The organism is Actinosynnema sp. NPDC050801 (genome assembly GCF_040673975.1).
In the GTDB taxonomy this organism is placed as follows: Bacteria; Actinomycetota; Actinomycetes; order Mycobacteriales; family Pseudonocardiaceae; genus Actinosynnema.
Genome location: NZ_JBFAQZ010000006.1, coordinates 369,171 through 393,919, shown reverse-complemented (window position 1 = coordinate 393,919; position 24,749 = coordinate 369,171). Strand labels below are relative to the sequence as shown.

Here is a 24,749-nt window from a genome sequence, read left to right as displayed (position 1 = left end):
GCGAGGTCTGTCGACCGAATTCAGTCCTCGAAGTCGCCGACCGCGCGGCGCACCTTGGCCAGCAGCTCGGTCAGCTGCTCGGTCTGCCGGCCGGTCAGCCCGCGCAACCCGAACTCGACGGCCGTCACGGCCTCCGTGGCCGCCTCACGCCGGGCGTGCCCGGCCTCGGTGATCTCCACCAGGGTGGTGCGCCGGTCGGTGGGGTGCGGGTTGCGGCGCACGAGCCCGTCGGCTTCCAGCCGGTCCACGATGTTCGTGACGCTCGTCGGGTGCAGCTGGAGCCGTTCGCCCATGACCCGCATCGGCAGGCTGCCGGTGCGGGCGAACGTCAACAGCACCAGCGCCTCGAACCGCGCGAACGTCAGCCCGTGCGGTTTGAGGGCGGCGTCCACGGCGGACTGGATGATCTGCTGTACTCGCATGACGCTGGTGACCGCCGCCATCGCCGTCGACGGTCCGATCCGCTTCTCCCACAGCTCGGCGGCGCGCGCGATGGGGTCGAACGGCAGCGGCTGGGACGTCATGCCGCGAAGCTACCAGTGGGTACCCGTCCACCAGGAGGCAGCAGTGCTCGTCGCGTTCAGTGTCAGCCCGCTCGGCGGGGAGTCCGACGGGGTGGCCGAGGCCGTCGCCCAGGCCGTCCGGGTGGTGCGCGAGTCCGGCCTGCCCAACGAGACCAACGCCATGTTCACGCTGGTCGAGGGCGAGTGGGACGAGGTGATGGCGGTGGTGAAGAAGGCGGCGGAGGTCGTCCAGGCGTCCGCGCCGAGGGTCAGCCTCGTGCTCAAAGCGGACATCCGACCCGGCTGGACGGGCCAGTTGACGGCCAAGGTGCAGCGGGTCGAGCAGCACCTCGCCGACGACCTGCCGTAGGCGACAAATAGTAGGACGTCCTACTAAGTTGGTGGCATGGAACCCGGCATGGAACCCCGAGACCTGTGGCTGCGCTTCGAGACCTACCACGACGTCACGTACTTCTCGCCCGAGTCACGAGCGGTGACCGACGCGCTGGGCTGCAAGGGCGGCTGGATGGGCTACTTCGGCCAGCGCGCGGCACCCCTGGGCGCGGTGCCGCCGGAGATCGCGACCGCCGCGTTCTTCAACTTCCACCCGCGCATGGTGGCCCGCGCGCTGCCCGACGCGTGGGACGTGGCCAGTCCGGAGCGGTACCTCCAGGCCCGGCTGGAGGGCGCCGACCTGGCGCTGCGGCGGATGCTGGAGAGCCTGGACGTGGCCGAGGCCGCCGAGCTGGCCGGTCAGGCCGCCGAGGCCACGCCGCTAGCGGGCCGGGTGCTGGCGGCGGCGAACCGCGCGCTGCCGCTGCCCGACGAGCCGCACCTGGCGTTGTGGCAGGCGTGCACGACGTTGCGCGAGTCGCGCGGTGACGGCCACGTGGCCGCGCTGGTGGCGGCCGACCTGGGGCCGTGCGAGGCGTTGGTGCTGTTCAGCGCCGACAAGGACCTCGCGCCCGCGTACATGCGCAGGATGCGCGGGTGGTCAGAGGAGGAATGGCGGGAAGCCGAAGCGGCCCTGGTCGAACGCGGTCTGCTGGACGGGGGTCTGACGCCTGCCGGTCGGGCGCTGCGCGAGGACGTCGAACGCCGCACCGACGAGGCCGCCACCCGTCCGTGGGACGTGCTCGGCCCGGCGGGCACGGCCCGGTTCGTGGAGCTGACGACCCCGATCGCCCGCCGCCTGGGACGACTGAACGAGGCCATGCGGGTCAACCCGATGGCGATCGACCCGATCGCGCAACTACCCGGCTAGCCGCGCGCGGCGCACCGCCGCACTCGTGCCAGGATGGAGACGTGACAAGGCCAGACCCCCGAAAGACCGCCGCACTGTCCGCCGCGTTGTCCGGGGCGGTCGACCTCGGCGCGCTCAAGGCCCGGGCCGACGCCGCGAGGCAGCGCGCCACCACCCCACCCCCGCTGGCCGGTGCGGCCGGGGGCTCGGACGCCGGTCCGAGCCCGTGGGTGCTGGACGTCACCGAAGCGACGTTCCAGTCGGTTGTCGAGCGCTCCCTGGAGATCCCGGTCGTGGTCGAGCTGACCGCGTCGTGGAGTCCCGAGGCGGGCCAGCTCTCGCCCGTGCTCGAACGCGCCGCGCGGGCGGGCGGCGGCACCTGGCTGCTGGCCAGGGTCGACCTGGACGCCAACCCGCGCATCGGCCAGGTGTTCGGCGTGCAGTCGGTGCCGACCGTGGTCGCGATCGCCGGCGGCCAGCCCCTCGACGCATTCGCCGGGCCGCTGCCGGAGGCCGAGTTCGGCCAGTGGATCACCCGCCTGCTGGACGCGCTGCGCGACCGCCTGCCGGGCATCAAGGCCGCGGAGGCCAACCGCGCCGCGCCGCAGGCGGGCGTCGAGCCCGAGGGCGAGCCGGAGGACCCGCGCTTCGCCGCCGCCGAGGACGCGTTCGAGCAGGGTGACTTCGCCGCCGCCGAGGCCGCGTACGAGGCGATCCTGGCCGCCGAACCGGCCAACGCCGAGGCGAAGGCGGCCCTGGCCCAGGTGCGCTTCACCGCGCGCGCCGAGGCCGTGCCGGGTGACGCCATCGCCAAGGCCGACGCCAACCCGGACGACCTGGACGCCCAGCTGGCCGCCGCGGACCTGGAACTGGCGACCAACGACGTGGACCAGGCGTTCAAGCGCCTGGTCGACACGGTCCGCCGGGTCTTCGGCGAGGACCGCGACAAGGTCCGCGAACACCTGGTCGGCCTGTTCGAGCTGTTCCCGCCGGACGACGACCGGGTCGCCAAGGCCCGCCGCAACCTGGCCAGCGCCCTGTTCTGAGCCACCGCCCGCTACTCGCACGGGCCCGCACCGACGCCAGTCCCACCACGGTCCGCAGGGGTCCCCCGCCCGGGGGACCCCTGTTCGATCAGCCCGCGTACTTGCGGGTGCACAGGCCCGCGCCCTGGTAGAAGCCGTCGCGGAACGACTCGACGCGGGCGAAGCCCGACGGCACGTTGGTGCCGTTCACGTCCGCCGCGATCAGGCTCTTGTCGGCCAGCAGCTCGGCCACCGCCTCGTCCAGGTCGCCGGACGACAGCCGCAGCTTCGCGCCGCTCTGGTTCGTCTTCCCGGCCCACGCCCCGGTCAGGCACGCCGTGCGCAGACCGGCCGCCGGCCCTTCCAGTCCGTACCCGGTCGCCTTCTGGATCGACAGCGCGTACCTCGACGCGATCTCGGCGAACGCGGCGAAGTCGCCGATGCCGCCCTTCTGCCCCCGCTTCGGCGGCGTGCCGATCTTCACCAGGGCGGGCAGGTCGACGGAGATCGAGTTGGTCGACGGGCAGTAGGCCGCGGGGGAGGTGTCGCCGCCGTCCGTGCAGGCCGCGGACGACGAGGTGGTCAGCGACGGCGGGGTCGCGCCCGCCTGGTTGAACGCGTCCCGCAGCGACTCCTCCAGCAGGTCGAGCGACCGCTGGTCGTCCACCTTCAGGTTGCCCTTGCCCTGCCCGGTGTCCTGGTCCTGCGAGTCGAACCGCTGCTGCGTGATCCGCGCCTTGATCTCGGCCTCGTCGATCTGCGCGCACCGCTGCGGATCGCCCGCGAACCCGAACTGGAACGCGGACACCCGGTCGAACGCGCTGCCGTGCGCGCCCTGCTTCTCGGCCGACGTGCCCGCCGCGTCCCGGATGAAGAACATCGTCGCCAGCACCTGGTTCAACCCGGGCCCGGTCGAGATCCGGAAGTGCTTGGACTTGCCCTCGGCCACCCACCGGAAGAAGTTGCCCGCGTAGCAGTCGGCCTGCTGCTCCTTGATGATCGACGGCGTGGCCTGGTTGATCCCGCCGATGTCGCCGAGCTTGTACTGGATCGCGTGACCCATCTCGTGCGCCAGCACGGTCACCACCGACATCGGCCCGAACGCGTCGTCCAGCATCGGCAGCAGCTCGCCGCGGTCCCAGGCGATCGAGTCGTCGAGCGAGCAGTAGAACGCGTTCGCCACGCCCGCGGTGTTGGTGCGGCAGATGTCGACGCCCTTGCCGTTGGAGTCGTAGGACACCAACCGCTTCACCGGCTCGAACTCCTTGCCGAACCTGGCGGGCAGCTGCTCGGCCCAGTACTGCTCGACGTCGGCCAGCGTGTTGATGGCGAGCCGGTCCATCTCGCCGCCGTCGCCGTTCTCCACCTGGAGGTCGGCGTCCGGGACGCCGGGCTTCGCGCCGCTCTCACCGGTGGTGATGTCCAACCCGGCCACCTTGGTGACGTCGGGCCGTTCCGACCGGCCCTGCCCGCTCACCGTCTGGGTGCACCCGGTCAACGCCATCGCGGCGGCGAGCGTCGCAGCAACCCAAGCCCGTCGAGCCATGCCCAAGCCCCATCCCCGGTTCGTGCCGAATCCAAGCCCGAACCCTACTTGGCCCGCCGGCCCGGCTAGGCCAAACCACAGGCTTCGGTGCCCTCCAGGACTCCGCCGCGGAACACCTCGACCCGCTTGAAGCCGGGTCCGAGCGCCGCCGAACCCGTCGCGTCACGTGCCGCGTAGTCGTAGGCGAGCAGCACCTGCACCGCTTCGTCCAGGTCACCGGGCGAGAGCCCGAACCCCTTCTGCCGCACGAACACCTCCCGCGTGTACGCGCCGGCCAGGCACAACGCGCTGCTCGCGGCGGGTTCGCCTTCGAGGTCGACGTCGACGGCCGCCATCGCGGCCAGCCCGTAGCGGCTGGCCAGCAGCACGCCCGTGGCGTAGTCGCCGATCTCCGCGTGCAGCTCGGGCAGGTCGGCCCCGACCTCGATCTCCACCGACTTGTCCGCCGGGCAGAACGCGACCGGGCCCTGGTCGCCGGAGCAGTCCGGCTCGTCCTCGGTGGTCTTGGCCTTCGGCTCGGTCCACTTCTTGCCCGCCTGCTCGACCACGGTCTTGTAGTAGAGGTTCAGGTCGGGGGTGACGTTCTCCAGCATCTCGTCGAACGGCAGGTTGCCGCCGCGGTCGCGGTCGTCGGCCGTGGTGAACGCCTGCTGGGTGAAGACCCGGTTGTCGACCGTCATGGCCGCGCAGAACTTGGTGCCCTGCTGGTAGCCGTCCTGGAACGCGGACACCCGGTCGAACGCGTTGCCGTGCGCGGACCGGTCCTCGGGCGAGGTGCCGACCGGGTCGCGGAACGTGATCAGCGCGCCGAGCGCCGAGTCCAGCGTGTCGGAGCCGATGTCGAGGTGCTCGGACTTGTCGTCGTTGACCCACTTGATGAACGACCCCGCGAAGCAGTCGGCCATCGCCTCGGTGAGGATCGTGGGGAACCGCTGCGGCTGGCGGCGCTCGGCCTCCGGCGTGATGCCCATCCGGTTCTGCACCGCGTGGCCCATCTCGTGGGCCAGCACGATCACCACGGCGGCGTCGCCGAACCGGTCCTTGAGCACGGGCAGCAGCGCGGCGCGGTCCCAGGCGATGGCGTCGGCGCTGGGGCAGTAGAACGCGTTGCCCTCGACGTCGCTCGCCTTCTCGGTGCACGGCGGCGGCTTGGCCGAGGGGTCGGCGGTGTCGACGGAGTAGATGCCGCCCTCGATCGGCTGCCACGGCTTGTCGAACGTGTCCGGGAACGCCTGCTTCCAGAACGTGTCGACGTCGGTGATCGCGGTGGCCGCGAGCTGGTCGATGGGACCGCCGTCGGTGCCGCGGATGAAGCCCGGGTCGACCGTGCCCTTGGTGACCGCCTCGCCCGCCACCGGTTTGCCGGGGATCACCTCGGCGCAGGCGCCGACCGTGAGCAGGACCGCCGCCAGCAGGACCAGCCGAGCCGATACGAGCCGCATTCGCCCATTGTGCCTGCCGTGAACCCCTACGGGGTGCTGTTGGGCACCACCGGCTTCCGCGTGCGGTTCGCCCACCTGGTCAACGCGGGCACGGGTGCGGCCGCGGCGAGGAAGATCGCGGCCACCGCGACCCAGCCGCCCGCGCCGAAGCCGCCGAGCGCGAACGTGAAGACCGCCGGCCCGAACAGCTGCACGGTGGCGGTGGCCGCCTCGTTCACGCCCTGGTACGCGCCGCGCGCCTCCTCGCGCATGAGGCTCACCGAAAGGCCCCAGTTCGCGGCCACGTACCCCAGTTCCCCGACCACGTGCAGCAGCGCCGCGACGATGACGATCGCCACGCCCACCGCACCGCCGCCGCCCGCGGTCGTGGCGAGCAGCAGGCAGCTCGCGGCCAGCACGACCCCGGACCGCGCGGCCGTGCGCGCGGCCTGGTCGGTGGTGCGGGCGAACCGCGAGAACGGCACCTGGAACACGGCGATGCCCACCGAGCCGAGGACGACCACCACGCCACCGAGGGCGAGCGGCAGGTCCGTCGAGCGGGACAGCCACAGCGGCAGGCCGGTCGACAGCATCGCCCAGCACAGCGAGAGCACCGAGGTGACGCCGACGACGGCCAGGTAGGGGCGGTCGCCCAGCACCTCGCGGTGCCGGGTGGTCCGCACCGGCGCCCCGGGCCTGCGCACGGCGAGCGTCGTCACCGCCAGCACCCCGAACGTGGCCGCGTTGCCCGCGATGGCCAGGGCGTAGGCGGAGTGGCTGTCGGCGGTCAGGACCAGTGCGCCGAGCCCGGCCCCGATCGCGTACCCGACGTGCTGCGCCACCCGCTGCCGCGCCAGCGCCCGCACCCGTTCGGCGTGGTCGGTGACCAGGCCCGCGATCAACGCCGTGCGCACCGCGTTGCCGCCGTTGGCCGGCGCGGTGAACGCCACCGTCGCCGCGAGGAACGACCACGTGCCGTCCACCACCAGGTAGGACGCCATGGCGAGGGCTCGCACGACGGTGAGCGCGACCAGCACCAGCCGGGGGTCGAACCGGTCCGCCAGCCCGCCCAGCGGCACCGCCGCGACCAGCCCCGCCGCCCCGGCCACCGCCATCCCCGCACCCACCGTGACCAGCGGCAGGTCGAGCACGCGGGTGAAGAACAACGCCCACGTGGTGAACCACAGGCCGTCACCGAGCGCCGAGACGCCGCGGCCCCACAACAGCACTCCCAGCCCCATCGACGTTCACCCTTCACATAGACATGAATGGTGAATGCACGGTAACCCGGGCCCCGTCGGACCGCAATCAACGTTCAGGAGACCATGAATGGTGCTACCGTGCGAGGGGAGAGGAGCACGCGCATGACGGGATGGGTCGACTCCGGCAACGCCGTCCAGGCCGCGGTCGTCGCGCTGGCCCGCGAGCTGTCGGACCCGGTCCGCCTCACCGCGCTGCAACTGCTCGCCGCCGAGGGCCCGCACACGATGGTGCAGCTGGCCGACGCCATGGGCGTCTCGCCGCCGCGCCTGGGCAACCACCTGGCCCGCCTGCGCGCCGCCGGCCTCGTCACGGTCGAGCACACCGGTCGGCACGCGGTCTACCAGGTCGCCCGCGGCGAGATCGCCGACGTCCTCACCGCCCTGGCCCGCTACGCCCACCACGGCGACCTGACCACGCCGCAGCGCTCGTCCTCACCGGTCGACGTGGCCCACACCTGCTACGACCACGCGGCCGGCCGGCTGGGCATCGCGGTGTTCGCCACCCTGGTGGACGGCGGCGCGCTCAAGCCGCCCGACGGCCGCACCGGCGACCTGGCGCTCGGCGACGACCTGTCCGCGCTGCACCGCCTGGGCGTCGACCCGGGCGCCGTCGCACCGCGCCGCCGCCTGGCGTCGGCGTGCCTGGACCGCACGCACCGCGTCCCGCACCTGGGCGGCGACCTGGGCAGGCTCGTGCTGGACGCGTTCGTCGCCGACGACCTGGTCCGCCGCCAGGACGGCACCAGGGCGCTGCTGATCACCGAACGCGGAGCCGGACGCCTGCCCGGGCTGCTGCCGACGTTCAGCCCGTCGGGGTGACCCCCCGGACTGCCCACGCCCGGGCGGTGAGCCGGATCGAGCCGTCGCGGTGAGTGGGCAGCCGGGTGCGCAGCAGGTCGCGCAGGGCGCGGCGCCGATCGTCGGGCAGGGACGCGGCGTAGCCGGGCGCCGGGCCCTGACCACCGAGGAACGGGCGCCAGTAGTCGTCGAAGTCGCTGAACACCGTCGGCACCTCCAACGCCTCCACGCGCACCGCACCCAGGCCCGCACCGGTCCACAGCGCCCGCAGGGGTTCCGGACGGCAGAGCGGGAAGCGCCGCCCCTCGTCCAGGTCCGCTGCCGTCGGGTCGAGGTCGGTGGCGGCATCCCAGAACCACCGGGTGATCGCCATACCCTCGGCGTAGTCCCAGACGTAGGCCGCGACCACACCGCCGGGCGCGGCGACCCTGGCGCACTCGGCCACGGCCCGCGCGGCGTCGGGCACGAAGTTGAGGGCCAGACCGCTGACCACGGCGTCGAAAGCCCGGTCGGGCAACGGCAGCGCACGGGCGTCACCGGCGTGGAAGACCGCGCGCGGATCGGCGACGCGGTGCCGCGCGGTGGCCAGGAACCCCTCCGACGGGTCGACCCCCGTGATCTCGGCCGGCTGCCCGACGTCGAGCACGGCCGTCGTCAACGCCCCCGTGCCACAGCCGACATCCACCCAACGCCGGCCCGCCGGCACGTTCAACAGGCGGAGGAACTGCCGCGCGACGGGCGCGCTCCACCGCCCGACGTAAGCCTCGTAAGCCTCGCCGACCGCCCACACCTCGTTTGCCACGGGCTCAGCATGGCAGCGCCGGGCCCGCCGAGGGAGGTCTGTCTCCCGCGAACGAAGCAGGGGCCCCACCCGGGAGCCCCTGCGAACCACGTCCGACGGCTCGGTCAGCCGTTGTCCAGCGCGGTCCGGTGCACGTCCGGGCCGCCGTCCGGGCCACGGTCGGTGTCGCCGTCGGTGCCGTCCTCCGCCGCGACGCCGGCGCCGATCAGGTCGACGTCGCCGTGCATCCTCTCCACGGCCGCGTTGGCGGTGTCAGCGCTCGTCACGGCCGCCGCGGGGGCTTCCGGCACGAGCCAGAGCACGCCCGACGGCGGCAGTTGCAGCACCGCCGAAGCGGGCCTGCCGTGCCACGGGTGCTCCTCCGCCTCCACGACACCCAGGTTGCCGACGCCGGACCCGCCGTACACCTCGGAGTCGGTGTTCACCACCTCGCGCCACCGACCGGCCGCCGGCAGACCAACCCGGTAGTCGTGGTGCGGCAAACCGGCGAAGTTCGCCACGCACGCGACCACCGAGCCGTCCGCACCGATCCGCAGGAAGCTCAGCACGTTGCCCGCCGAGTCGTTCGCGTCGATCCACGAGAACCCCTCGGGCCTGTTGTCCGCGCTGTACAACGCGGGCGAGGCGGTGTAGACCCGGTTCAGGTCCGAGATCAACCGGTGCAGGCCCGCGTGCAGCGGGTCGTCCAGCAGGTGCCAGTCCAGCGACCGGGCCTCCGACCACTCGTCCCGCTGCCCGAACTCGCCGCCCATGAACAGCAGCTGCTTGCCCGGGTGCGCCCACATGAACGCCAGCAGCGACCGCAGCCCCGCCGCCTTGTTCCAGTCGTCGCCGGGCATCCGCTGCCACAGCGACCCCTTGCCGTGCACGACCTCGTCGTGCGACAGCGGCAGCACGAAGTTCTCGCTCCACGCGTACACCAGCGAGAACGTGATCTCGTTGTGGTGGAACGAGCGGTGGATGGGCTCGCGCGACAGGTAGTGCAGCGAGTCGTGCATCCAGCCCATGTTCCACTTGAACCCGAACCCCAGGCCGCCCAGGTGCGTCGGCCGCGACACGCCCGGCCACGCCGTCGACTCCTCGGCCGCCATCACCACGCCGGGGTGGCGCTTGTACACCGTCGCGTTCAGCTCCTGCAGGAACCGCACCGCGTCCAGGTTCTCCCGGCCGCCGTACTGGTTGGGCAGCCACTGACCCTCCTCGCGGGAGTAGTCCAGGTAGAGCATCGAGGCCACCGCGTCGACCCGCAGGCCGTCGATGTGGAACTCCTCGATCCAGTACAGGGCGTTGGCGACGAGGAAGTTGCGCACCTCGTTGCGCCCGAAGTCGAACACCAGCGTGCCCCAGTCGGGGTGCTCGCCCCGGCGCGGGTCTTCGTGCTCGTACAGCGCGCTGCCGTCGAACTTGGCCAGCGCCCACGAGTCCTTGGGGAAGTGCGCGGGCACCCAGTCCATGATCACACCGACGCCGCGCTGGTGGAGCACGTCGACGAAGTGCCGGAAGTCGTCGGGTGAGCCGAACCGCGAGGTGGGCGCGTAGTACGACGTCACCTGGTAGCCCCACGACCCGCCGAACGGGTGCTCGGCCACCGGCATCAGCTCCACGTGCGTGAAACCGGCGCCCACCACGTAGTCCGCCAGCTCCTCGGCCAGCTCCCGGTAACCCAGACCGGGCTTCCAGGACCCGAGGTGCACCTCGTACACGCTCATCGGCGCGTTGATCCACTGGGTGGCGTCCCGCTTGGCCCGCCACTCGTCGTCGGCCCACTGGTGGGTGGACCGGGTCACCACGGACGCCGTGGCGGGCGGTGTCTCGGTCGCGAACGCCATCGGGTCGGCCTTCTCGTGCCAGCGGCCGTCCCGACCGAGGATCCGGAACTTGTACCGGGTGCCCTCGGGGATGCCGGGGATGAAGATCTCCCACACGCCGGACGAGCCGAGCGACCGCATCGGGTTCGCGCGGCCGTCCCAGCCGTCGAAGTCGCCGCACACCCGCACGCCGCGCGCGGTCGGCGCCCACACCGCGAACGAGACGCCGGAGACGACGCCGTCGGGCGTGTCGTAGGTGCGCACCCGCGCGCCCAGCACGTCCCACAGCCGCTCGTGCCGACCCTCGCCGATCAGGTGCAGGTCCAGCTCGCCGACGGTCGGCAGCCAGCGGTAGGGGTCGTCCACCTCGACCAGGTCGTCGCCGTACTCGACCTCCAGCCGGTAGTCGCCGCCGGGGTGCTCGGGCAGGTCGCCCGCGAACAACCCGTCGGTGACGCGGTCCAGCTCGAAGCGCTTGTCACCCGCGATGACGGCGACCGCGGTCGCGCCCGGCCGCAGCGCCCGCGCGACCACGCCCTCCGGGACGTGGTGCACGCCGAGCACCGAGTGCGGGTCGTGGTGCGCCCCGGCCAGCAGCCGGTCGACGTCCTCGGGCGAGATCATGACTGCACCGCTCCCTCTCCAGTGATCCGTGCGATCGACGACAACGGGACCGTCAACCACTCCGGCCTGTTCGCGTGCTCGTACGCCACCTCGTACACGGCCTTGTCCAGCTCGAACGCCCGCAGCAGGTAGCCCCGCTTGCGCGGGTCGCCGACCGACTCCGACGCCGCCTCCGCGTAGCCCTCGGTGAACGCCGCGCGGTTGCGCCGCGCCCACTCCAGCGCCCGCACGGTCAGCTGGTGGTCCTCCGGCTGGCCGACCAGCAGCTGGTGCGCCGCGTAGTCGAAGGATCGCAGCATCCCGGCCACGTCGCGCAGCGGCGACCGCAGCGCGGTCCGGTCGGCGATCGGGGAACCCGGCTCGCCCTCGAAGTCGATCAGCAGCCACCCCTGCACGGTCCGCAGCACCTGACCGAGGTGCAGGTCGCCGTGGATGTGCTGCACCCCGATCACGTCCGGGGTGTCCTTGGCCTGCTCGAACGCCTCCCGCAGCGCGGGCACGTACGGCCGCAGCTCCGGCACCGCGGCGACCACCCGGTCCAGCCGCGAGGTCATCGCCAGCACGGTCCGCTCGATGTCCTCGGCGTCCGCGTGCTGCGTGCCCAGCGCGCGCTCCAGGTCCGAGTGCACGGTGGCCACCGCCTGGCCCAGCCGCTGCGCCTCGCCGGCGAAGTCACCGCCGACCTCGTCGGCGTGCAGGTCGGCCTCGGCCATCAGGTCGCGCACGCTCGTGGTGGCCATCGCCCAGCCGTCCACCGCGTCCGGCATGAACTGCTGCACCATGCCGACCGTGGTGGTCTCGCCGTCCAGCCGACCGGTGATCGACCCGAGCGGCTGGGCGATGTGCTCGCAGCCGACCTGGCGCAACGCGCGGTGCAGCACCAGGTCCGGGTTCTCGCCGTGGGTCAGCTTGCGGAACAGCTTGAGGATGTACTGGCTGCCGTACACGATCGAGGTGTTGGACTGCTCGGAGGTGATCGGCCTGCCGCGCAGCCCGGTCTGCAGCTGCACGCCCGGCTCGTGCGCGAACGTCAGCCCCTCGACCTCGGCGCCCTCGGCGATCAGGTCGAGCAGCACGCCGGTCAGCTCCGGCACCTGGGTCGCGTCGTAGTTGTCCACGTGGTCGGTGACCAGCAGCTGGTAGGGCTCCCGCCGGTCGGGTTGCTCCACCTCGACCACCAGGTGCACCAGCACCGGCTCCCGCGCCCGCAGCACCGACGTCCGCAGCGGTCGGATCGAGGTGACCGGGCGGTCCTTCCCGCCGAACCACCGCTGCGCGGGCAACCACTCGGGCAGCTCGGCCATCACCTTGTCGACCAGGTCGTGCGGTTCGGTCACGTCCATCACCTCGGCTCGCTGTCGTCGCCGGCTTCCACGAGCTGGAACCAGTAGAAGCCGTGCCCTGGCAGGGTCAACAGGTACGGCAAATCGCCCACGGTGGGGAAGACCACCCCGCCGGTCAGCTCCACCGGCCGGCTGCCGTGGTGCTCCGACAGGTCGAGCTCGACCGGCTGCGGGAACCGCGACAGGTTGTTCACGCACAGCACGACGTCCTCGTGGCCGTCGGGTCGCCGCCACCGCCGCCGGTACGCCAGCACGCTCGGGTTCGAGCCGCCCAGGTCGGTGAAGTCGCCCTCGGCGAACGCGTGGTGCTGCTTGCGCACCTCGATCATCCGCCGGGTCCAGTGCAGCAGCGAGGACTGGTTGTTCAGCTGCGCCTCGACGTTGAGCGCCTGGTAGCCGTACACCGGGTCCATGATCACGGGCAGGTAGATCCGGCCGGGGTCGCAGCTGGAGAACCCGGCGTTGCGGTCCGGGGTCCACTGCATCGGCGTGCGCACCGCGTCGCGGTCGCCGAGCCAGATGTTGTCGCCCATGCCGATCTCGTCGCCGTAGTACAGGACGGGCGAGCCGGGCAGCGACAGCAGCATCGCGGTGAACAGCTCCTGCTGGTTGCGGTCGTTCTCCAGCAGCGGTGCCAGGCGCCGTCTGATGCCGATGTTCGCCTTCATCCGGGGGTCTTTGGCGTATTCGGCGTACATGTAGTCGCGCTCTTCGTCGGTGACCATCTCCAGCGTCAACTCGTCGTGGTTGCGCAGGAAGATGCCCCACTGGGCGCCGGACGGGATCTCCGGGGTCTGGGCCAGGATCTCGGAGATCGGGAACCGGGACTCGCGTCGCACGGCCATGAAGATGCGGGGCATGAGCGGGAAGTGGAAGGCCATGTGGCACTCGTCGCCGCCGACGGCGGGGTCGCCGAAGTACTCGACCACGTCGGACGGCCACTGGTTGGCCTCGGCGAGCAGCACCCGGCCGGGGTACTCGTCGTCCACCACCTTGCGGCAGCGCTTGAGGAAGTCGTGCGTGCGCGGCAGGTTCTCGCAGTTGGTGCCCTCCTGCTCGAACAGGTACGGCACGGCGTCGAGCCGGAACCCGTCGATGCCCAGGTCGAGCCAGAACCGCAGCGTGTCCAGCATCGCCTCCTGGACGTGCGGGTTCTCGAAGTTCAGGTCCGGCTGGTGGGAGAAGAACCGGTGCCAGTAGAACTGGCCGCGCACCGGGTCGTAGGTCCAGTTCGAGGACTCGGTGTCGACGAAGATGATCCGCGCGTCCGCGTAGCGCTGGTCGTCGTCGCTCCACACGTAGTAGTCGCCGTAGGGGCCGTCCGGATCGGTCCGCGACTGCTGGAACCAGGGGTGCGCGTCGCTGGTGTGGTTGAGCACGAGATCGGTGATCACCCGGATGCCGCGGCGGTGCGCCTCGTCCAGCAGGTACACGAAGTCCTCGACCGAGCCGAACTCCGGCAGCACCGCGCGGAAGTCGGAGATGTCGTAACCACCGTCGCGCAGCGGCGAGGCGTAGAACGGCGGCAGCCACAGGCAGTCGACGCCGAGCCACTCCAGGTAGTCCAACCGGGACGCGAGGCCCCGCAGGTCACCGGTGCCGTCGCCGTTGGAGTCGCTGAACGCGCGCACCAGCACCTCGTAGAACACCGCGCCCTTGAACCAGTCGCGCTCGCGCGGCACGAGCTTGGCCGACCGGAAGTCCTCCGCCTGCGGTTCGACCAGCAGGCCGTCGGCGCCGATGGCCTCGCCGGTGTGCGGCACGTTCTCCAGGCCTACCAGCGCGGCATCGGGTCGGGCCTCTTCTTGCATGTGTGCTCCACCTCGTCCCACCTCATTGGGGGTGCGTTCGATCGTCCCTCGTGTCCTTCGGCGGGCACGGGGGACTCAGGTTTGGGGACCGGGCTGGGTTTTCGCTGTCTGCTGGACCTCTCCCAGGGGATCTCGCCCTAGGAGAACCTGCGCTGGACGCTCACGATGTGCGCCGGAGCGCGCCAGGGTTCCAGGCGGACGTAGTTGGCCTGACCCCAGTCCCAGGTCTCCCCGGACACCTCGTCGTGCGCGATCAGCCGCTCGTGCCAGTCGGCGCCGAGCGTGGGCAGGTCCAGCCAGACGGTGCCGTCCTGCGCGTCGTGCGGATCCAGGTTGACCACGACGACGACCGTGTCGCCGGTGCCGGGATCCTGCTTCGAGTAGGCGATCAACGCCGGGTTGTCGACGTGGTGGAACCGCAGTGTTCGCATCTGCTGCAGCGCCGGGTGTGCCCGGCGGACCGCGTTCAGCTTGCGCAACCACGGTTCCAACGACCGTCCCTCGGCCACCGCCGCCGCGTAGTCGCGCGGGCGGAGCTGGTACTTCTCCGAGTTCAGGTACTCCTCACTGCCCGGCTTGACGGCCTCGTGCTCGAACAGCTCGTAGCCCGAGTACACACCCCAGGTCGGCGCCATCGTCGCCGCCAGCGCCGCGCGCAGCGCGAACATGCCCGGACCGCCGTGCTGCAGCGATTCGTGCAGGATGTCGGGGGTGTTGACGAACAGGTTGGGCCGCGCTTCGTCCCAGTGCTCGACCAGTTCGGCGCCGAACTCGGTCAGCTCCTCCTTGGTCGTGCGCCAGGTGAAGTAGGTGTAGCTCTGCGTGAAGCCGAGCTTGGCCAGGCCGTACAGGCGGGCCGGGCGGGTGAAGGCCTCGGACAGGAACAGCACGTCCGGGTGCCGGTCCTTGACCGCCCAGATCAGCCACGCCCAGAAGTCCGGCGGCTTGGTGTGCGGGTTGTCCACCCGGAAGATGCGCACCCCGTGGTCCACCCAGTGGAGCACGACGCGCAGCACCTCGTTGTAGATGCCCTGCGGGTCGTTGTCGAAGTTGACCGGGTAGATGTCCTGGTACTTCTTCGGCGGGTTCTCCGCGTACGCGATCGAGCCGTCCGGGCGGGTGGTGAACCACTCGGGGTTCTTCAGCACCCACGGGTGGTCCGGCGCGCACTGCAGCGCGAGGTCGAGCGCCACTTCCAGGTTCAGCCCGCGGGCGCGCGCCACGAACGCGTCGAAGTCCTCGATCGTGCCGAGCTCGGGGTGGATCGCGTCGTGCCCGCCCTCGTCCGCGCCGATGGCCCAGGTCGAGCCCGGGTCGTCCTCGGTGGCGGTGAGGGTGTTGTTCGGGCCCTTGCGGTTCACCCTCCCGATCGGGTGGATCGGGGGCAGGTAGGCCACGTCGAAGCCCATGGCCGCGACGCGGTCCAGCTCCTTCGCGGCGGTGACGAACGTGCCGTGCACCGGGACGCCGGACTCGTCCACCCCGCCCGTGCTGCGGGGGAAGAACTCGTACCAGGAGCCGAAGGCCGCGCGCTTGCGGTCGACCCACACCTTCTGCGGCTTGCCCTTGGTGATCAGCTCGCGCACCGGGTGGTCGTGCATGATCTGGCGGACGTCGCCCGCGAGGGCGGGCGCGACCCGTTCGGCCAGGGGCCGGTGCTCGTCGCGCAGCGCGGCGGCGGCGTTGACCAGCAGCGGCTTCTCCCGGCGCCGGTCCGGCCGGCGGCTGACCCGGTCCAGCAGGCGGGCGCCCGCCTCCAGGTCGTTCTCCAGCTCGTGGGCGCCCTGCCCGGCGGCGATCTTGACCTCGACGGTGTGCTGCCAGGTGGCCCACGGGTCGCTCCAGGCGTCCACGCGGAACGTCCACGCGCCTTCGGCGTCGGGCACGATCGTGGCGGCCCAGCGGTCCAGGCCCACGCCCGCGGGGACCATGCGCGTCTGTCTGGCGACCCGGTCGTTCGGTCCCCGCCACGCCACGGTGGCGGCCACGGCGTCGTGACCCTCCCGCCACACCGTGGCCTCGACCGGGACGTGCTCGCCCACCACGGCCTTCGCCGGGTAGCGGCCTCCGCTCACGGTCGGGGAGACATCGTCGATTCCGAGTCGTCCGCTCATCGGCAGCGCCCCTCTCACCTGGTGTGACGCGTGCACGGTCAAGTCTGCCCGCAGTGATCGGATAGGTCATCACCGGGACCCGTCTCGCTGTTCCTACCCCTTCTGGTTGGATTGCACACTTGGTGGTGGCGTCCGTCTCGCGATGGAGGAGCCGATTCCCAGGTCGTGATCAGTCCCGCGCCGCGCTGCAAGCCGCCCGGTCGAGCGATGATCGACCGAACCGGTCACTCTCCGAGACCACCCGGTCGGGCATGGTGACGCTCGGTCCCCGGCCGTCCCGCCGGCCTCACCGCCGCGTTGACACTTGCGCCCGGTGGTCGAAATAACTTGCAGTGGAACGTTTGTGCTGGTCAAGCTGGATCGGTCCCTGCATCGGTTCGGGTGACCGTTGTTCTGCGCCGCTGGATGGGGGATAAGGTCCGACGCCATGCGAGCACTTCGCCGGTTCACCGTCCGAGCCAGTCTGCCCGAGCCGTTGACGGCCCTGGGCACCCTCGCCACGAACCTGCGCTGGACGTGGCACCAGCCCACCCAGGACCTGTTCGCGTCGGTCGACCCCGAGCTGTGGGCCGACGGCGGCGACCCGTTGCGCCTGCTGTCCGTGGTCGCCCCCGAACGCCTCGACGAGCTCTCCCGTGACGAGCAGTTCCTCTCGCACGCCCGTGCGCTGGCCGACGACCTGCACCGCTACACCACCGGCCCCCGCTGGTTCCAGCGCCGCCAGGACGAGATCGCGCAACGCCGCGAGCACGGCAACCACGACCTGCACCCCCTGCCCAACGCGGTCGCCTACTTCTCGATGGAGTTCGGTGTCACCGAGGCGTTGCCGAACTACTCCGGCGGCCTCGGCGTGCTGGCGGGCGACCACCTCAAGGCGGCCTCCGACCTGGGCGTCCCGCTGATCGCGGTCGGTCTGCTCTACCGGTCCGGCTACTTCCGCCAGGCGCTGAGCCTGGACGGCTGGCAGATCGAGCACTACCCCGTCCTCGACCCGCGCGGCCTGCCGCTGGAGCTGCTCACCGAGCCGTCCGGCGCGCCGATCCTGGTGCACGTGGCCATGCCCGGCGACCGGGTGCTGCGCGCCAAGGTGTGGAAGGCCCAGGTCGGCCGCATCCCGCTGCTGCTCCTCGACTCCGACGTGGAGGAGAACGACGACGACCTGCGCGGCGTCACCGACCGCCTCTACGGCGGCGACCAGGACCACCGCATCCGGCAGGAGATCCTGGCGGGCGTCGGCGGTGTCCGCGCCGTGCGCACGTACTGCGAGCTGACCGGCCACCCCTCGCCCGAGGTGTTCCACACCAACGAGGGCCACGCGGGCTTCCTCGGCCTGGAGCGCATCCGCGAGCTGGTCACCGGCGAGGGCCTGGACTTCGACCAGGCGCTGGCCGCGGTCCGCGCGGGCACGGTGTTCACCACGCACACGCCGGTGCCGGCGGGCATCGACCGGTTCCCGGTCGACCTGGTGCAGCACTACTTCGGCTCGGAGTCGCTGCTGCCGGGCGTGAACACCCAGCGCGTCCTGGCCCTGGGCGCGGAGGACAACCCGGGCCTGTTCAACATGGCGCACATGGGGCTGCGGCTCGCGCAGCGCGCGAACGGCGTGTCCAAGCTGCACGGCACCGTCAGCCGCGACATGTTCCGCGGCCTGTGGCCCGGCTTCGACGCCTCGGAGGTGCCGATCGGCTCGGTCACCAACGGCGTGCACGGCCCCACGTGGGCGGCCACCGAGATGAGCCGCCTGGTGGGCGACACGGAGGAGTCCGGCGTCGGCCTGCGAGGGTTCGAGCCGGTGACCGACCAGCGGCTGTGGGAGCTGCGCAACGACCTGCGGACCAAGCTCGTCCACGAGGTGCGCCGCCGCACCCGCGCGTCGTGGTTGCAGCGCGGCGCGTCGGCGTTGGAGCTGGGCTGGACCGACTCGGTGTTCGACCCGGACGTGCTGACCGTCGGCTTCGCCCGCCGCGTGCCGACCTACAAGCGGTTGACGTTGATGCTGCGCGACCCGGAGCGGCTGCGCGCGATGCTGCTGCACCCCGAACGGCCGGTGCAGCTGGTCGTGGCGGGCAAGTCGCACCCGGCCGACGACGGCGGCAAGGCGTTGATCCAGCAGATCGTGCGGTACGCCGACGACGCGGGCGTGCGGCACCGGATCGTGTTCCTGCCCGACTACGACATGTCCATGGCCCGGTACCTGTACTGGGGCTGCGACGTGTGGCTGAACAACCCGATGCGCCCGCTTGAGGCCTGCGGCACGTCCGGCATGAAGTCGGCGCTGAACGGCGGGCTGAACCTGTCGATCCGCGACGGCTGGTGGGACGAGCTGTACGACGGCAGCAACGGCTGGGCCATCCCGACCGCGGACGGCGTCACCGACCCGACCCGGCGCGACGACCTGGAGGCCGCCGCCCTGTACGACCTGCTGGGCAACCAGGTCGCGCCGCTGTTCTACGACCGCGGTGAGGACGGCGTGCCGGCCCGCTGGCTGGCCATGGTGCGGCACACGCTGGCGTCGCTCGGCCCGGCGGTGCAGGCGTCCCGGATGGTGCGCGAGTACGTGGAGAGGCTGTACGCGCCCGCCGCGTCGTCGGCCGCCTCGGTGGTCGGTGAGGGCTTCCGCGGCGCGAAGGAGCTGGCCTCCTACCGGCACCGCCTGCGGGCGTCGTGGACCAGGGTGCGGGTGCTGGACTCGCAGATGTCGTCGAACGGGTCGGCCACGCCCCGGCTCGGCTCGCCGATCGGCGTGCGGGCGCGGATCGAGCTGGCCGGGCTGGAACCGTCCGAGGTGGACGTGCAGGTGGCGCTGGGCCGGGTCGGCGACTCCGACGAGCTCTACGACGTGGTCACGCACGGGATGCGGTACGCGGGCAACGGCAACTACGAGATCGAGGTGCCGCTGCCGCACGCGGGCGCCGTCGGCTACACCGTGCGCGTGCTGCCCCGGCACGACCTGCTCGCGTCACCGGCGGAACTCGGTCGGGTGGTGCTGGCCGGCTGAACCGCCCGATCAGATGACCGCCGGCGTGACCGGCGGTCATCTCGTCGGACAATTCTTCACGCTTTCGGCACGCTATTTTTTCGGTCGGGTGAACTCGCCGTTCCCGCTTTTAGGTGTCGGTTTTCGCGCTTACCCTTCGGGGTGTGAACAAATTCGCGACTATGGGCACGGTGCTCGCCGTGGTGTTCGCGGTGGCCGTCATCCCGGCGGCGTCGGCGCAGCGGCGTTCGGCGGAACCGCCCGCCGGGTGCGCGGGTCTGGTGACGCAGCTCGCGGAGACGCTGAAGAAGGCGGTCGAGCCGCTGGCCGCGAACCCGCCCGCACCGGACAAGGCCGCTCCGCCGCTCGGTGACGCGCTCCGGCTGCTGGCGGCGATGACCGCGGCGAAGTGCCTGCCCACGCCGCCGGCGAGCGCGCCCGCGCAGGCGGATGCGCCGTTCCAGGGTCCGGAGCTGTGCCTGTCGCACGCCATGGCGGTGTTCGCCGGGCTGTTCAGCGTGCTGAGCAAGATCGTCCCGGGCGCGGTGGCGCCGGACCCGAAGAAATTGCGCGGCGAAGTGCAGGCTTGGCTGAAAACCGTCACCGGCGCGTTGGAGAACTGCGGTCTGCCCGCACCGCCCGGCGGTATGCCGACATTGCCGAACTCGCCCGCCTAGCGCATTCCGGTGAATCGACGCCCGGCCGGGCTCAGGCGATGTCGAGCCGGGCGGTGGTTTCCGCGACCCGGGGCATCCAGCCGGCCAGTTCCCGGGCCTCGACCAACGTCGCACGGGCCGCCGCGTTGTCACCGGCGGCCATCTGCGCGCGGGCGATCGTGACCAGGGCGTCGGCCCGCGCCAGCCCGCTCTCGCTGCTCGCCTTCGCCTGCTTGGCGAGGACGAGCGCGGCGGCGTGGTCGTCCTCCAGCAGCGCGAGCTGCGCCAGCGTGCCCGTGCAGCGGTGGCGGGGGTAGCCGAACTGCATCGCGCCGTCCGCGGCCCGTCGCGCCGCGGGCACGCCGATGTCGGCGGGCACCTGGCCGCCCTCGACGGCGTTGGCCGTGGAGCTGGCCATCTCCGCCAGCACGAACGCCATGTCGCGCGGCTCCAGGTCGGTGCGCCCCATCAGGCCGCTGACCGCGTGCAGCGCCTCGGCGTACCGGCTGCGCAGCGTCAGCACGGCGACCCGTGCGCCGGTCGTGACCAGCAGCGTGGGGTGGCGTTCGACCAGTTCGTCGGCGAGCGCCTCGGCCCGGTCCAGGTCGCCGACCGCGAGGGCGTCGGTCACCTGGTTGACCAGCGGCGTCGCCTCGTACTCCGCGGCCAGGCGGTCGGACACGCGGGGCAGTGCGAACAGGAACCAGCCGGGTGAGGTGGTGCCCGCGCCGCGTCGCGGCCACAGGCCGTTGACCAGCACCGCCGTGCCCGCGACCGCGAAGCCCCGCAGGAACGGCTGGTCGACGTCGGACCAGACCAGCGCGCCGAGCCAGGCCACCGCCACGATCGCGGCGGACAGCACCGCCGAGGACAGCCCGGTCAGCCACAGCCGACGGCGGACCGGCGCCTTGATCGACGTGAGCCCGACCGCCATCAGCAGCGGGACCGTCCGCCACACCACGCGCAGGTGCGGTCGCGTCCACGTGCGCACCTCGCCGCCGACGCCGATCTCGACCAGCGACACCCGCACCCGGAACAGCGGCGCACCCAGCAGCAACCCGACTTGCAGCGCGGTGAGCACCGCCCAGGCGCCGCACGCCGCCCCGCCGAACGTCGCGACACCAGGCCGCCAGACCACGAGGACGACCAGCACCAGTCCGGTCAGCGCTTTCCACACGAAGCTGGAGACGCTACCGCCGCCCCCGCGGTTCCCTCACCGACCACCCGACCGTCCTGAGTGTTGAACTCGGGTGTCCTGAACGTAGGACACGGTCGTCCCGAACGTAGGACACGCGCGCGAGTCCTACGTTCGCGTCGCGCGTGTCCTACGTTCAGGTACCCCGAGTTCAACGCTCAGGACGGTCAGGTGACGGCCTGGGTGGCGCCCGGGCGGACGGGGAGGCCGGACGCGGCGTAGGCGCGGAAGCCGCCGACCAGGTCCGTCGCGTTGGGCAGGCCCACGCGCCGGAGGTCGCGGGCGGCCAGGCTGGACGCGTACCCCTCGTTGCACAGCACGACGACGGTGGTGTCGGCGGTGAAGCCGGGGATGCGGTGCTCGCCGTCCGGGTCCAGCCGCCACTCCAGGACGATGCGCTCCACCGGGATCGAGCCGGGGATCTCACCCTCCTCCGCCCGGTTGTGGTGCGGCCGGATGTCGACCAGCAGCGCGTCCGACAGCCCCGCCAACTCGTGCGGCGAGACGCGCTTCAGCCCTCGCCGCGCTTCCTCCAGGAACTCCTCGGCACTCACGGGCCCTCCTGATCGGCCAGAACGCGCAGCCGCTCCAACGGCAGCCGCTTGGCGGGCAACGGCGGGATCTCCTGCGGGATGTCCGCCAGGCTCGGGTACTCGCGGGTCGGCACCAGCGGCGGCGAGTAGGCGTGCACGCTCGCCGCACCGGCGGTGCCCTGGTTCACCACCCGGTGCGCACGCCCGGCGCCGAAACCCAGGGCGCTGCCCACGGGCCGCAGTGCGCTGCGGATCGGCCCACCGGGGTAGCGGTAGTCCTCCGCCAACTCGCCGGTGAGCACGGTGAACGAGCCCGCCGCGCCGCCGTGGTCGTGCGGCTCGGTGCCCTGACCGGGCAGCCAGCTCAGCAACCACAGCTCGACGCCCTCGGTCAGCCCGAGCCGGGCCCACCAGCGGCGGTCGGCGTCGTACTCCAGGACGTCCAGCAACGGGGTGGTCAGTTCGGCGGCGACGGTGGAGGTCAGCTCACGCAGCTCGCGCGGCGTCCACAGGTCGCGTTCCGGGTGGATGAGGTCGTGCAGGAACGGCACGTCCAGCTTCGGGTGCAGGTCGGCGCGCGCGATCGTCGCGGTCACGGTGGGTCGCTCCTGATGGCTACGTGTCGGGCGGGGTAGCGATCAAGACGCGACGCGGCGTCAATCCGAGGAGCGGGACCGGCCGCGTCGCGTCCGGCTACACCCGCACGACGCCACCAGCAGGAGGTCGATCGTGCGGTCGCACCAGGTCAGCAACGGGCGGGCCACGCCGTGATCGTGCCACGGATCCGCGACCCGCGCGCAGCGCTCTCACCAGGCAGGATTGCATCGGTAGCCGACGCAATCGGCACCGTCAGGCGGGCACCCGCAGCAGCAGCAACGACCGAGCCCCCAGCACGACGGTCGTGCCCGCCGCCAGGCTCTCCGCGGTCTCGGGTGCGCCGTCGGCGGCGGTCGAGTCGAGCACCGGCTCGTACCGGCCGCCGTACTCGGGCCCCGGCAGGGTCACCTCGACCGGGTCCGCCCCGGCGTGCACGAGCAGCAACCACGAGTCGTCGGACACCAGCTCGCCGTCACGGGAGCGGGACAGGCTGTTCGACCCGTCGATCCACATGCCCAGGAACCGGCGGCCCTCGTCGAACCAGTCGGTCTCGGCCATCTCCTCGCCGTCCGGCCGGAACCACACCAGGTCGGGCGCGCCGGACGCGGTGGTGCGGCCGTCGAAGAACTGCGGCTGCCGCAACGCGGGCGACGCGGCGCGCAACGCGATCACCCGGCGGGCGAACGCCAGCATCGACTCGCCCTCGCCGGTGAGCTCCCAGCTCACCCAGGACGTCTCGTCGTCCAGGCAGTACGCGTTGTTGTTGCCGCCCTGCGTGCGCCACTGCTCGTCACCCGCGGTCAGCATCGGCGTGCCGGTGGACAGCATCAGCGTGGCGAACAGGTTGCGCGCCTGCCGGGCGCGCAGCGCGAGCACCGACGCGTCGTCCGTCTCGCCCTCCACGCCGCAGTTCCACGACCTGTTGTCGTTGGTGCCGTCGCGGTTGTCCTCGCCGTTGGCCAGGTTGTGCTTGTCGTTGTACGACACCAGGTCGCGCAGCGTGAACCCGTCGTGCGCGGTGATGAAGTTGACCGACTGCCACGGCCGGCGCAGGTCGTCGGCGTACAGGTCGGACGACCCCGACAGCCGGTAGGCCAGGTCGCGCACGCTGGTCATCCCGCGCCAGTAGTCCCGCACGGTGTCGCGGTACCGGCCGTTCCACTCGGCCCACTGCACGCCGAAGTCGCCGACCCGGTAGCCGTCGCCGGTGGCGTCCCACGGCTCCGCGATCAGCTTGCACCGCGACAGCACCGGGTCCTGCGTGATCGCGGTCAGCATCGCCGACGCCCGGTCGAACCGGCCGCCGCCCGGCCGGCCCAGCGTGGAGGCCAGGTCGAACCGGAACCCGTCCACGCCCATCTCGGTGGCCCAGTACCGCAGCGAGTCGGTCACCAGCCGGACGAACTGCGGCGACCCGGCCTCGGTGGTGTTGCCGCAGCCGGTGATGTCGAGCGTGCCGCCGCCGTCGATGTGCAGGTAGTAGCCGGGCGCGTCGAAGCCCCGGTAGGACAGCGTCGGGCCCTCCGGGCCGCCCTCGCACGTGTGGTTGAAGACCACATCGATGATCACCTCGATGCCCACGGCGTGCAGCGCGGACACCATCGTGCGGAACTCCTCCACCTCCCGGCCCGGCTCGCTGGCGTAGGCGGGGTGCGGTGCGAAGTAGCTCAGCGGCGAGTAGCCCCAGTAGTTGTGCCTGCCGCCGCGGATCAACGACGGCTCGTCGACGAACGCGTGCACCGGCAGCAGTTCCACCGACGTCACGCCGAGCCGCACCAGGTGCTCCACCACGGCCGGGTGCGCCAGCCCCAGGTACGTGCCGCGCTGGTGCTCGGGCACGGCCGGGTGCAGCTTGGTGAAGCCGCGCACGTGCAGCTCGTAGATCACCGCTTCCTCGAACGGCACCTCGGGCTTCACCCCGGTGTCCGGCCCGCCCGGCGAGGTGACCACGGACAGCGGCACGCTGCCCAGCGAGTCGACCGGTGACGGGCCGCCGAGCATCGGGTCGTCGACGTAGCCGAGCGCCGCTTCCAGGCTCGTGATCCCGCCGGTGATCCTCGTCGCATATGGGTCGACCAACAGCTTCGCGGGGTTGCACCGCAGCCCGCGCGAGGGGTCGTAGGGGCCGTGCACGCGGTAGCCGTAGCGCTGTCCGGGCGTGACGCCGGAGATCAACCCGTGCCACACGCCGAACGTGCGCTCGGTCAGCTCGACCCGCTCCTCCGTGCCGTCTTCGCTGATCAGGCACACTTCCACGGCGTGCGCGGGCGGTGCCGAGACCGCGAAGCGCACACCTCCGGCCTCGGGATGCGCCCCGAGTGGGAACGGTCGGCCCGCGAGCAGGATCGAGTCGGCAGCCATACCCGGGATCTTTCCAGCACGGACCGACTGCGTGGGATCGCCGCGCCCCCGGCACAGCGGCTCGGCGGGCACGGGCGCCCCGCGTGACCGCGGGGTCCGGCCACCCCGCGACCGCGCGGTTCGCCCACCG

General features: G+C 72.0%; 19 protein-coding genes. 6 read left to right on the top strand and 13 right to left on the bottom strand.

The window, feature by feature from the left end; translation table 11 throughout:
• Window positions 1-20 precede the first annotated feature (20 nt).
• Window positions 21-524, bottom strand: a complete 504-nt coding sequence (locus AB0K14_RS16900) for a MarR family transcriptional regulator (protein WP_360446898.1) — start codon at window positions 522-524, stop codon at window positions 21-23.
• Window positions 525-567: 43 nt separating this feature from the next.
• Between AB0K14_RS16900 and AB0K14_RS16895 the strand changes: the two genes are divergently transcribed.
• The 3 genes from AB0K14_RS16895 to AB0K14_RS16885 are packed head-to-tail and all read left to right on the top strand — an operon-like array spanning window position 568 to window position 2,792.
• Complete coding sequence (locus AB0K14_RS16895; RefSeq protein WP_360446900.1) at window positions 568-873, top strand: MTH1187 family thiamine-binding protein; 306 nt, start codon at window positions 568-570, stop codon at window positions 871-873.
• A 48-nt stretch (window positions 874-921) separates the two neighbouring features.
• Window positions 922-1,767, top strand: a complete 846-nt coding sequence (locus AB0K14_RS16890) for a hypothetical protein (protein WP_360446902.1) — start codon at window positions 922-924, stop codon at window positions 1,765-1,767.
• A 41-nt stretch (window positions 1,768-1,808) separates the two neighbouring features.
• Entirely contained in the window at window positions 1,809-2,792 is a 984-nt protein-coding gene (locus AB0K14_RS16885; RefSeq protein WP_360446904.1) for a tetratricopeptide repeat protein, read from the top strand.
• 88 nt (window positions 2,793-2,880) lie between these two features.
• Here AB0K14_RS16885 and AB0K14_RS16880 read toward each other — a convergent pair whose 3' ends face one another.
• From AB0K14_RS16880 to AB0K14_RS16870, 3 genes are all read right to left on the bottom strand, one after another.
• Window positions 2,881-4,317, bottom strand: coding sequence for a neutral zinc metallopeptidase (locus tag AB0K14_RS16880; protein WP_360446906.1), 1,437 nt, complete (start codon window positions 4,315-4,317; stop codon window positions 2,881-2,883).
• 65 nt (window positions 4,318-4,382) lie between these two features.
• Complete coding sequence (locus AB0K14_RS16875) at window positions 4,383-5,759, bottom strand: neutral zinc metallopeptidase (protein WP_360446908.1); 1,377 nt, start codon at window positions 5,757-5,759, stop codon at window positions 4,383-4,385.
• A gap of 26 nt (window positions 5,760-5,785) precedes the next feature.
• Window positions 5,786-6,979, bottom strand: a complete 1,194-nt coding sequence (locus AB0K14_RS16870; RefSeq protein ID WP_360446910.1) for an MFS transporter — start codon at window positions 6,977-6,979, stop codon at window positions 5,786-5,788.
• Window positions 6,980-7,102: 123 nt separating this feature from the next.
• Between AB0K14_RS16870 and AB0K14_RS16865 the strand changes: the two genes are divergently transcribed.
• Window positions 7,103-7,819, top strand: coding sequence for a helix-turn-helix transcriptional regulator (locus AB0K14_RS16865; protein WP_360446912.1), 717 nt, complete (start codon window positions 7,103-7,105; stop codon window positions 7,817-7,819).
• Here AB0K14_RS16865 and AB0K14_RS16860 read toward each other — a convergent pair.
• From AB0K14_RS16860 to AB0K14_RS16840, 5 genes are all read right to left on the bottom strand, one after another.
• Entirely contained in the window at window positions 7,803-8,600 is a 798-nt protein-coding gene (locus AB0K14_RS16860; protein ID WP_360446914.1) for a class I SAM-dependent methyltransferase, read from the bottom strand. The two genes, AB0K14_RS16865 and AB0K14_RS16860, sit on opposite strands and share 17 nt — an antisense overlap.
• Before the next feature lie 104 nt (window positions 8,601-8,704).
• Window positions 8,705-11,032, bottom strand: coding sequence for a 1,4-alpha-glucan branching protein GlgB (gene glgB, locus AB0K14_RS16855; RefSeq protein ID WP_360446916.1), 2,328 nt, complete (start codon window positions 11,030-11,032; stop codon window positions 8,705-8,707).
• A complete protein-coding gene (locus AB0K14_RS16850) occupies window positions 11,029-12,369 on the bottom strand; it encodes an aminoglycoside phosphotransferase (RefSeq protein WP_360446918.1) in 1,341 nt (446 codons plus the stop codon). Before AB0K14_RS16850 ends, glgB begins: the two co-directional genes overlap by 4 nt.
• Window positions 12,370-12,374: 5 nt before the next feature.
• Entirely contained in the window at window positions 12,375-14,186 is a 1,812-nt protein-coding gene (gene treS / locus AB0K14_RS16845; RefSeq protein ID WP_360446920.1) for a maltose alpha-D-glucosyltransferase, read from the bottom strand.
• A 137-nt stretch (window positions 14,187-14,323) separates the two neighbouring features.
• Window positions 14,324-16,300, bottom strand: coding sequence for an alpha-1,4-glucan--maltose-1-phosphate maltosyltransferase (locus tag AB0K14_RS16840; RefSeq protein ID WP_360446922.1), 1,977 nt, complete (start codon window positions 16,298-16,300; stop codon window positions 14,324-14,326).
• Between the two features lie 427 nt (window positions 16,301-16,727).
• On the opposite strand from AB0K14_RS16840, the gene glgP reads away from it, so the two are divergent.
• Both glgP and AB0K14_RS16830 read left to right on the top strand, forming a co-directional pair.
• Window positions 16,728-19,298, top strand: a complete 2,571-nt coding sequence (glgP, locus tag AB0K14_RS16835) for an alpha-glucan family phosphorylase (RefSeq protein ID WP_360446924.1) — start codon at window positions 16,728-16,730, stop codon at window positions 19,296-19,298.
• Between the two features lie 143 nt (window positions 19,299-19,441).
• On the top strand, window positions 19,442-19,954 hold the full coding sequence (locus AB0K14_RS16830; protein WP_360446926.1) for a hypothetical protein: 513 nt from the start codon (window positions 19,442-19,444) through the stop codon (window positions 19,952-19,954).
• A 31-nt stretch (window positions 19,955-19,985) separates the two neighbouring features.
• Here AB0K14_RS16830 and AB0K14_RS16825 read toward each other — a convergent pair whose 3' ends face one another.
• The 4 genes from AB0K14_RS16825 to glgX all read right to left on the bottom strand — a co-directional run bounded on the left by AB0K14_RS16825 (window position 19,986) and on the right by glgX (window position 24,619).
• On the bottom strand, window positions 19,986-21,110 hold the full coding sequence (locus AB0K14_RS16825) for a hypothetical protein (protein ID WP_360446928.1): 1,125 nt from the start codon (window positions 21,108-21,110) through the stop codon (window positions 19,986-19,988).
• Window positions 21,111-21,295: 185 nt separating this feature from the next.
• Window positions 21,296-21,682, bottom strand: a complete 387-nt coding sequence (locus AB0K14_RS16820) for a rhodanese-like domain-containing protein (protein ID WP_360446930.1) — start codon at window positions 21,680-21,682, stop codon at window positions 21,296-21,298.
• A complete protein-coding gene (locus AB0K14_RS16815) occupies window positions 21,679-22,257 on the bottom strand; it encodes a cysteine dioxygenase family protein (protein ID WP_360446932.1) in 579 nt (192 codons plus the stop codon). Before AB0K14_RS16815 ends, AB0K14_RS16820 begins: the two co-directional genes overlap by 4 nt.
• Window positions 22,258-22,510: 253 nt before the next feature.
• Window positions 22,511-24,619 carry a glycogen debranching protein GlgX gene (gene glgX, locus AB0K14_RS16810; RefSeq protein WP_360446934.1) on the bottom strand — a complete coding sequence of 703 codons (2,109 nt, stop codon included), beginning with the start codon at window positions 24,617-24,619 and terminating at the stop codon, window positions 22,511-22,513.
• Between the last annotated feature and the right edge of the window lie 130 nt (window positions 24,620-24,749).

What these genes read in the sequence shown, in the direction of transcription:
- AB0K14_RS16900 (WP_360446898.1), bottom strand. Translation starts at nt 524, where the DNA reads ATGACGTCCCAGCCGCTGCCGTTCGACCCCATCGCGCGCGCCGCCGAG.
- AB0K14_RS16890 (WP_360446902.1), top strand. Translation starts at nt 922, where the DNA reads ATGGAACCCCGAGACCTGTGGCTGCGCTTCGAGACCTACCACGACGTC.
- AB0K14_RS16880 (WP_360446906.1), bottom strand. Translation starts at nt 4,317, where the DNA reads ATGGCTCGACGGGCTTGGGTTGCTGCGACGCTCGCCGCCGCGATGGCG.
- AB0K14_RS16875 (WP_360446908.1), bottom strand. Translation starts at nt 5,759, where the DNA reads ATGCGGCTCGTATCGGCTCGGCTGGTCCTGCTGGCGGCGGTCCTGCTC.
- AB0K14_RS16870 (WP_360446910.1), bottom strand. Translation starts at nt 6,979, where the DNA reads ATGGGGCTGGGAGTGCTGTTGTGGGGCCGCGGCGTCTCGGCGCTCGGT.
- AB0K14_RS16865 (WP_360446912.1), top strand. Translation starts at nt 7,103, where the DNA reads ATGACGGGATGGGTCGACTCCGGCAACGCCGTCCAGGCCGCGGTCGTC.
- glgB (WP_360446916.1), bottom strand. Translation starts at nt 11,032, where the DNA reads ATGATCTCGCCCGAGGACGTCGACCGGCTGCTGGCCGGGGCGCACCAC.
- treS (WP_360446920.1), bottom strand. Translation starts at nt 14,186, where the DNA reads ATGCAAGAAGAGGCCCGACCCGATGCCGCGCTGGTAGGCCTGGAGAAC.
- AB0K14_RS16840 (WP_360446922.1), bottom strand. Translation starts at nt 16,300, where the DNA reads ATGAGCGGACGACTCGGAATCGACGATGTCTCCCCGACCGTGAGCGGA.
- glgP (WP_360446924.1), top strand. Translation starts at nt 16,728, where the DNA reads ATGCGAGCACTTCGCCGGTTCACCGTCCGAGCCAGTCTGCCCGAGCCG.
- glgX (WP_360446934.1), bottom strand. Translation starts at nt 24,619, where the DNA reads ATGGCTGCCGACTCGATCCTGCTCGCGGGCCGACCGTTCCCACTCGGG.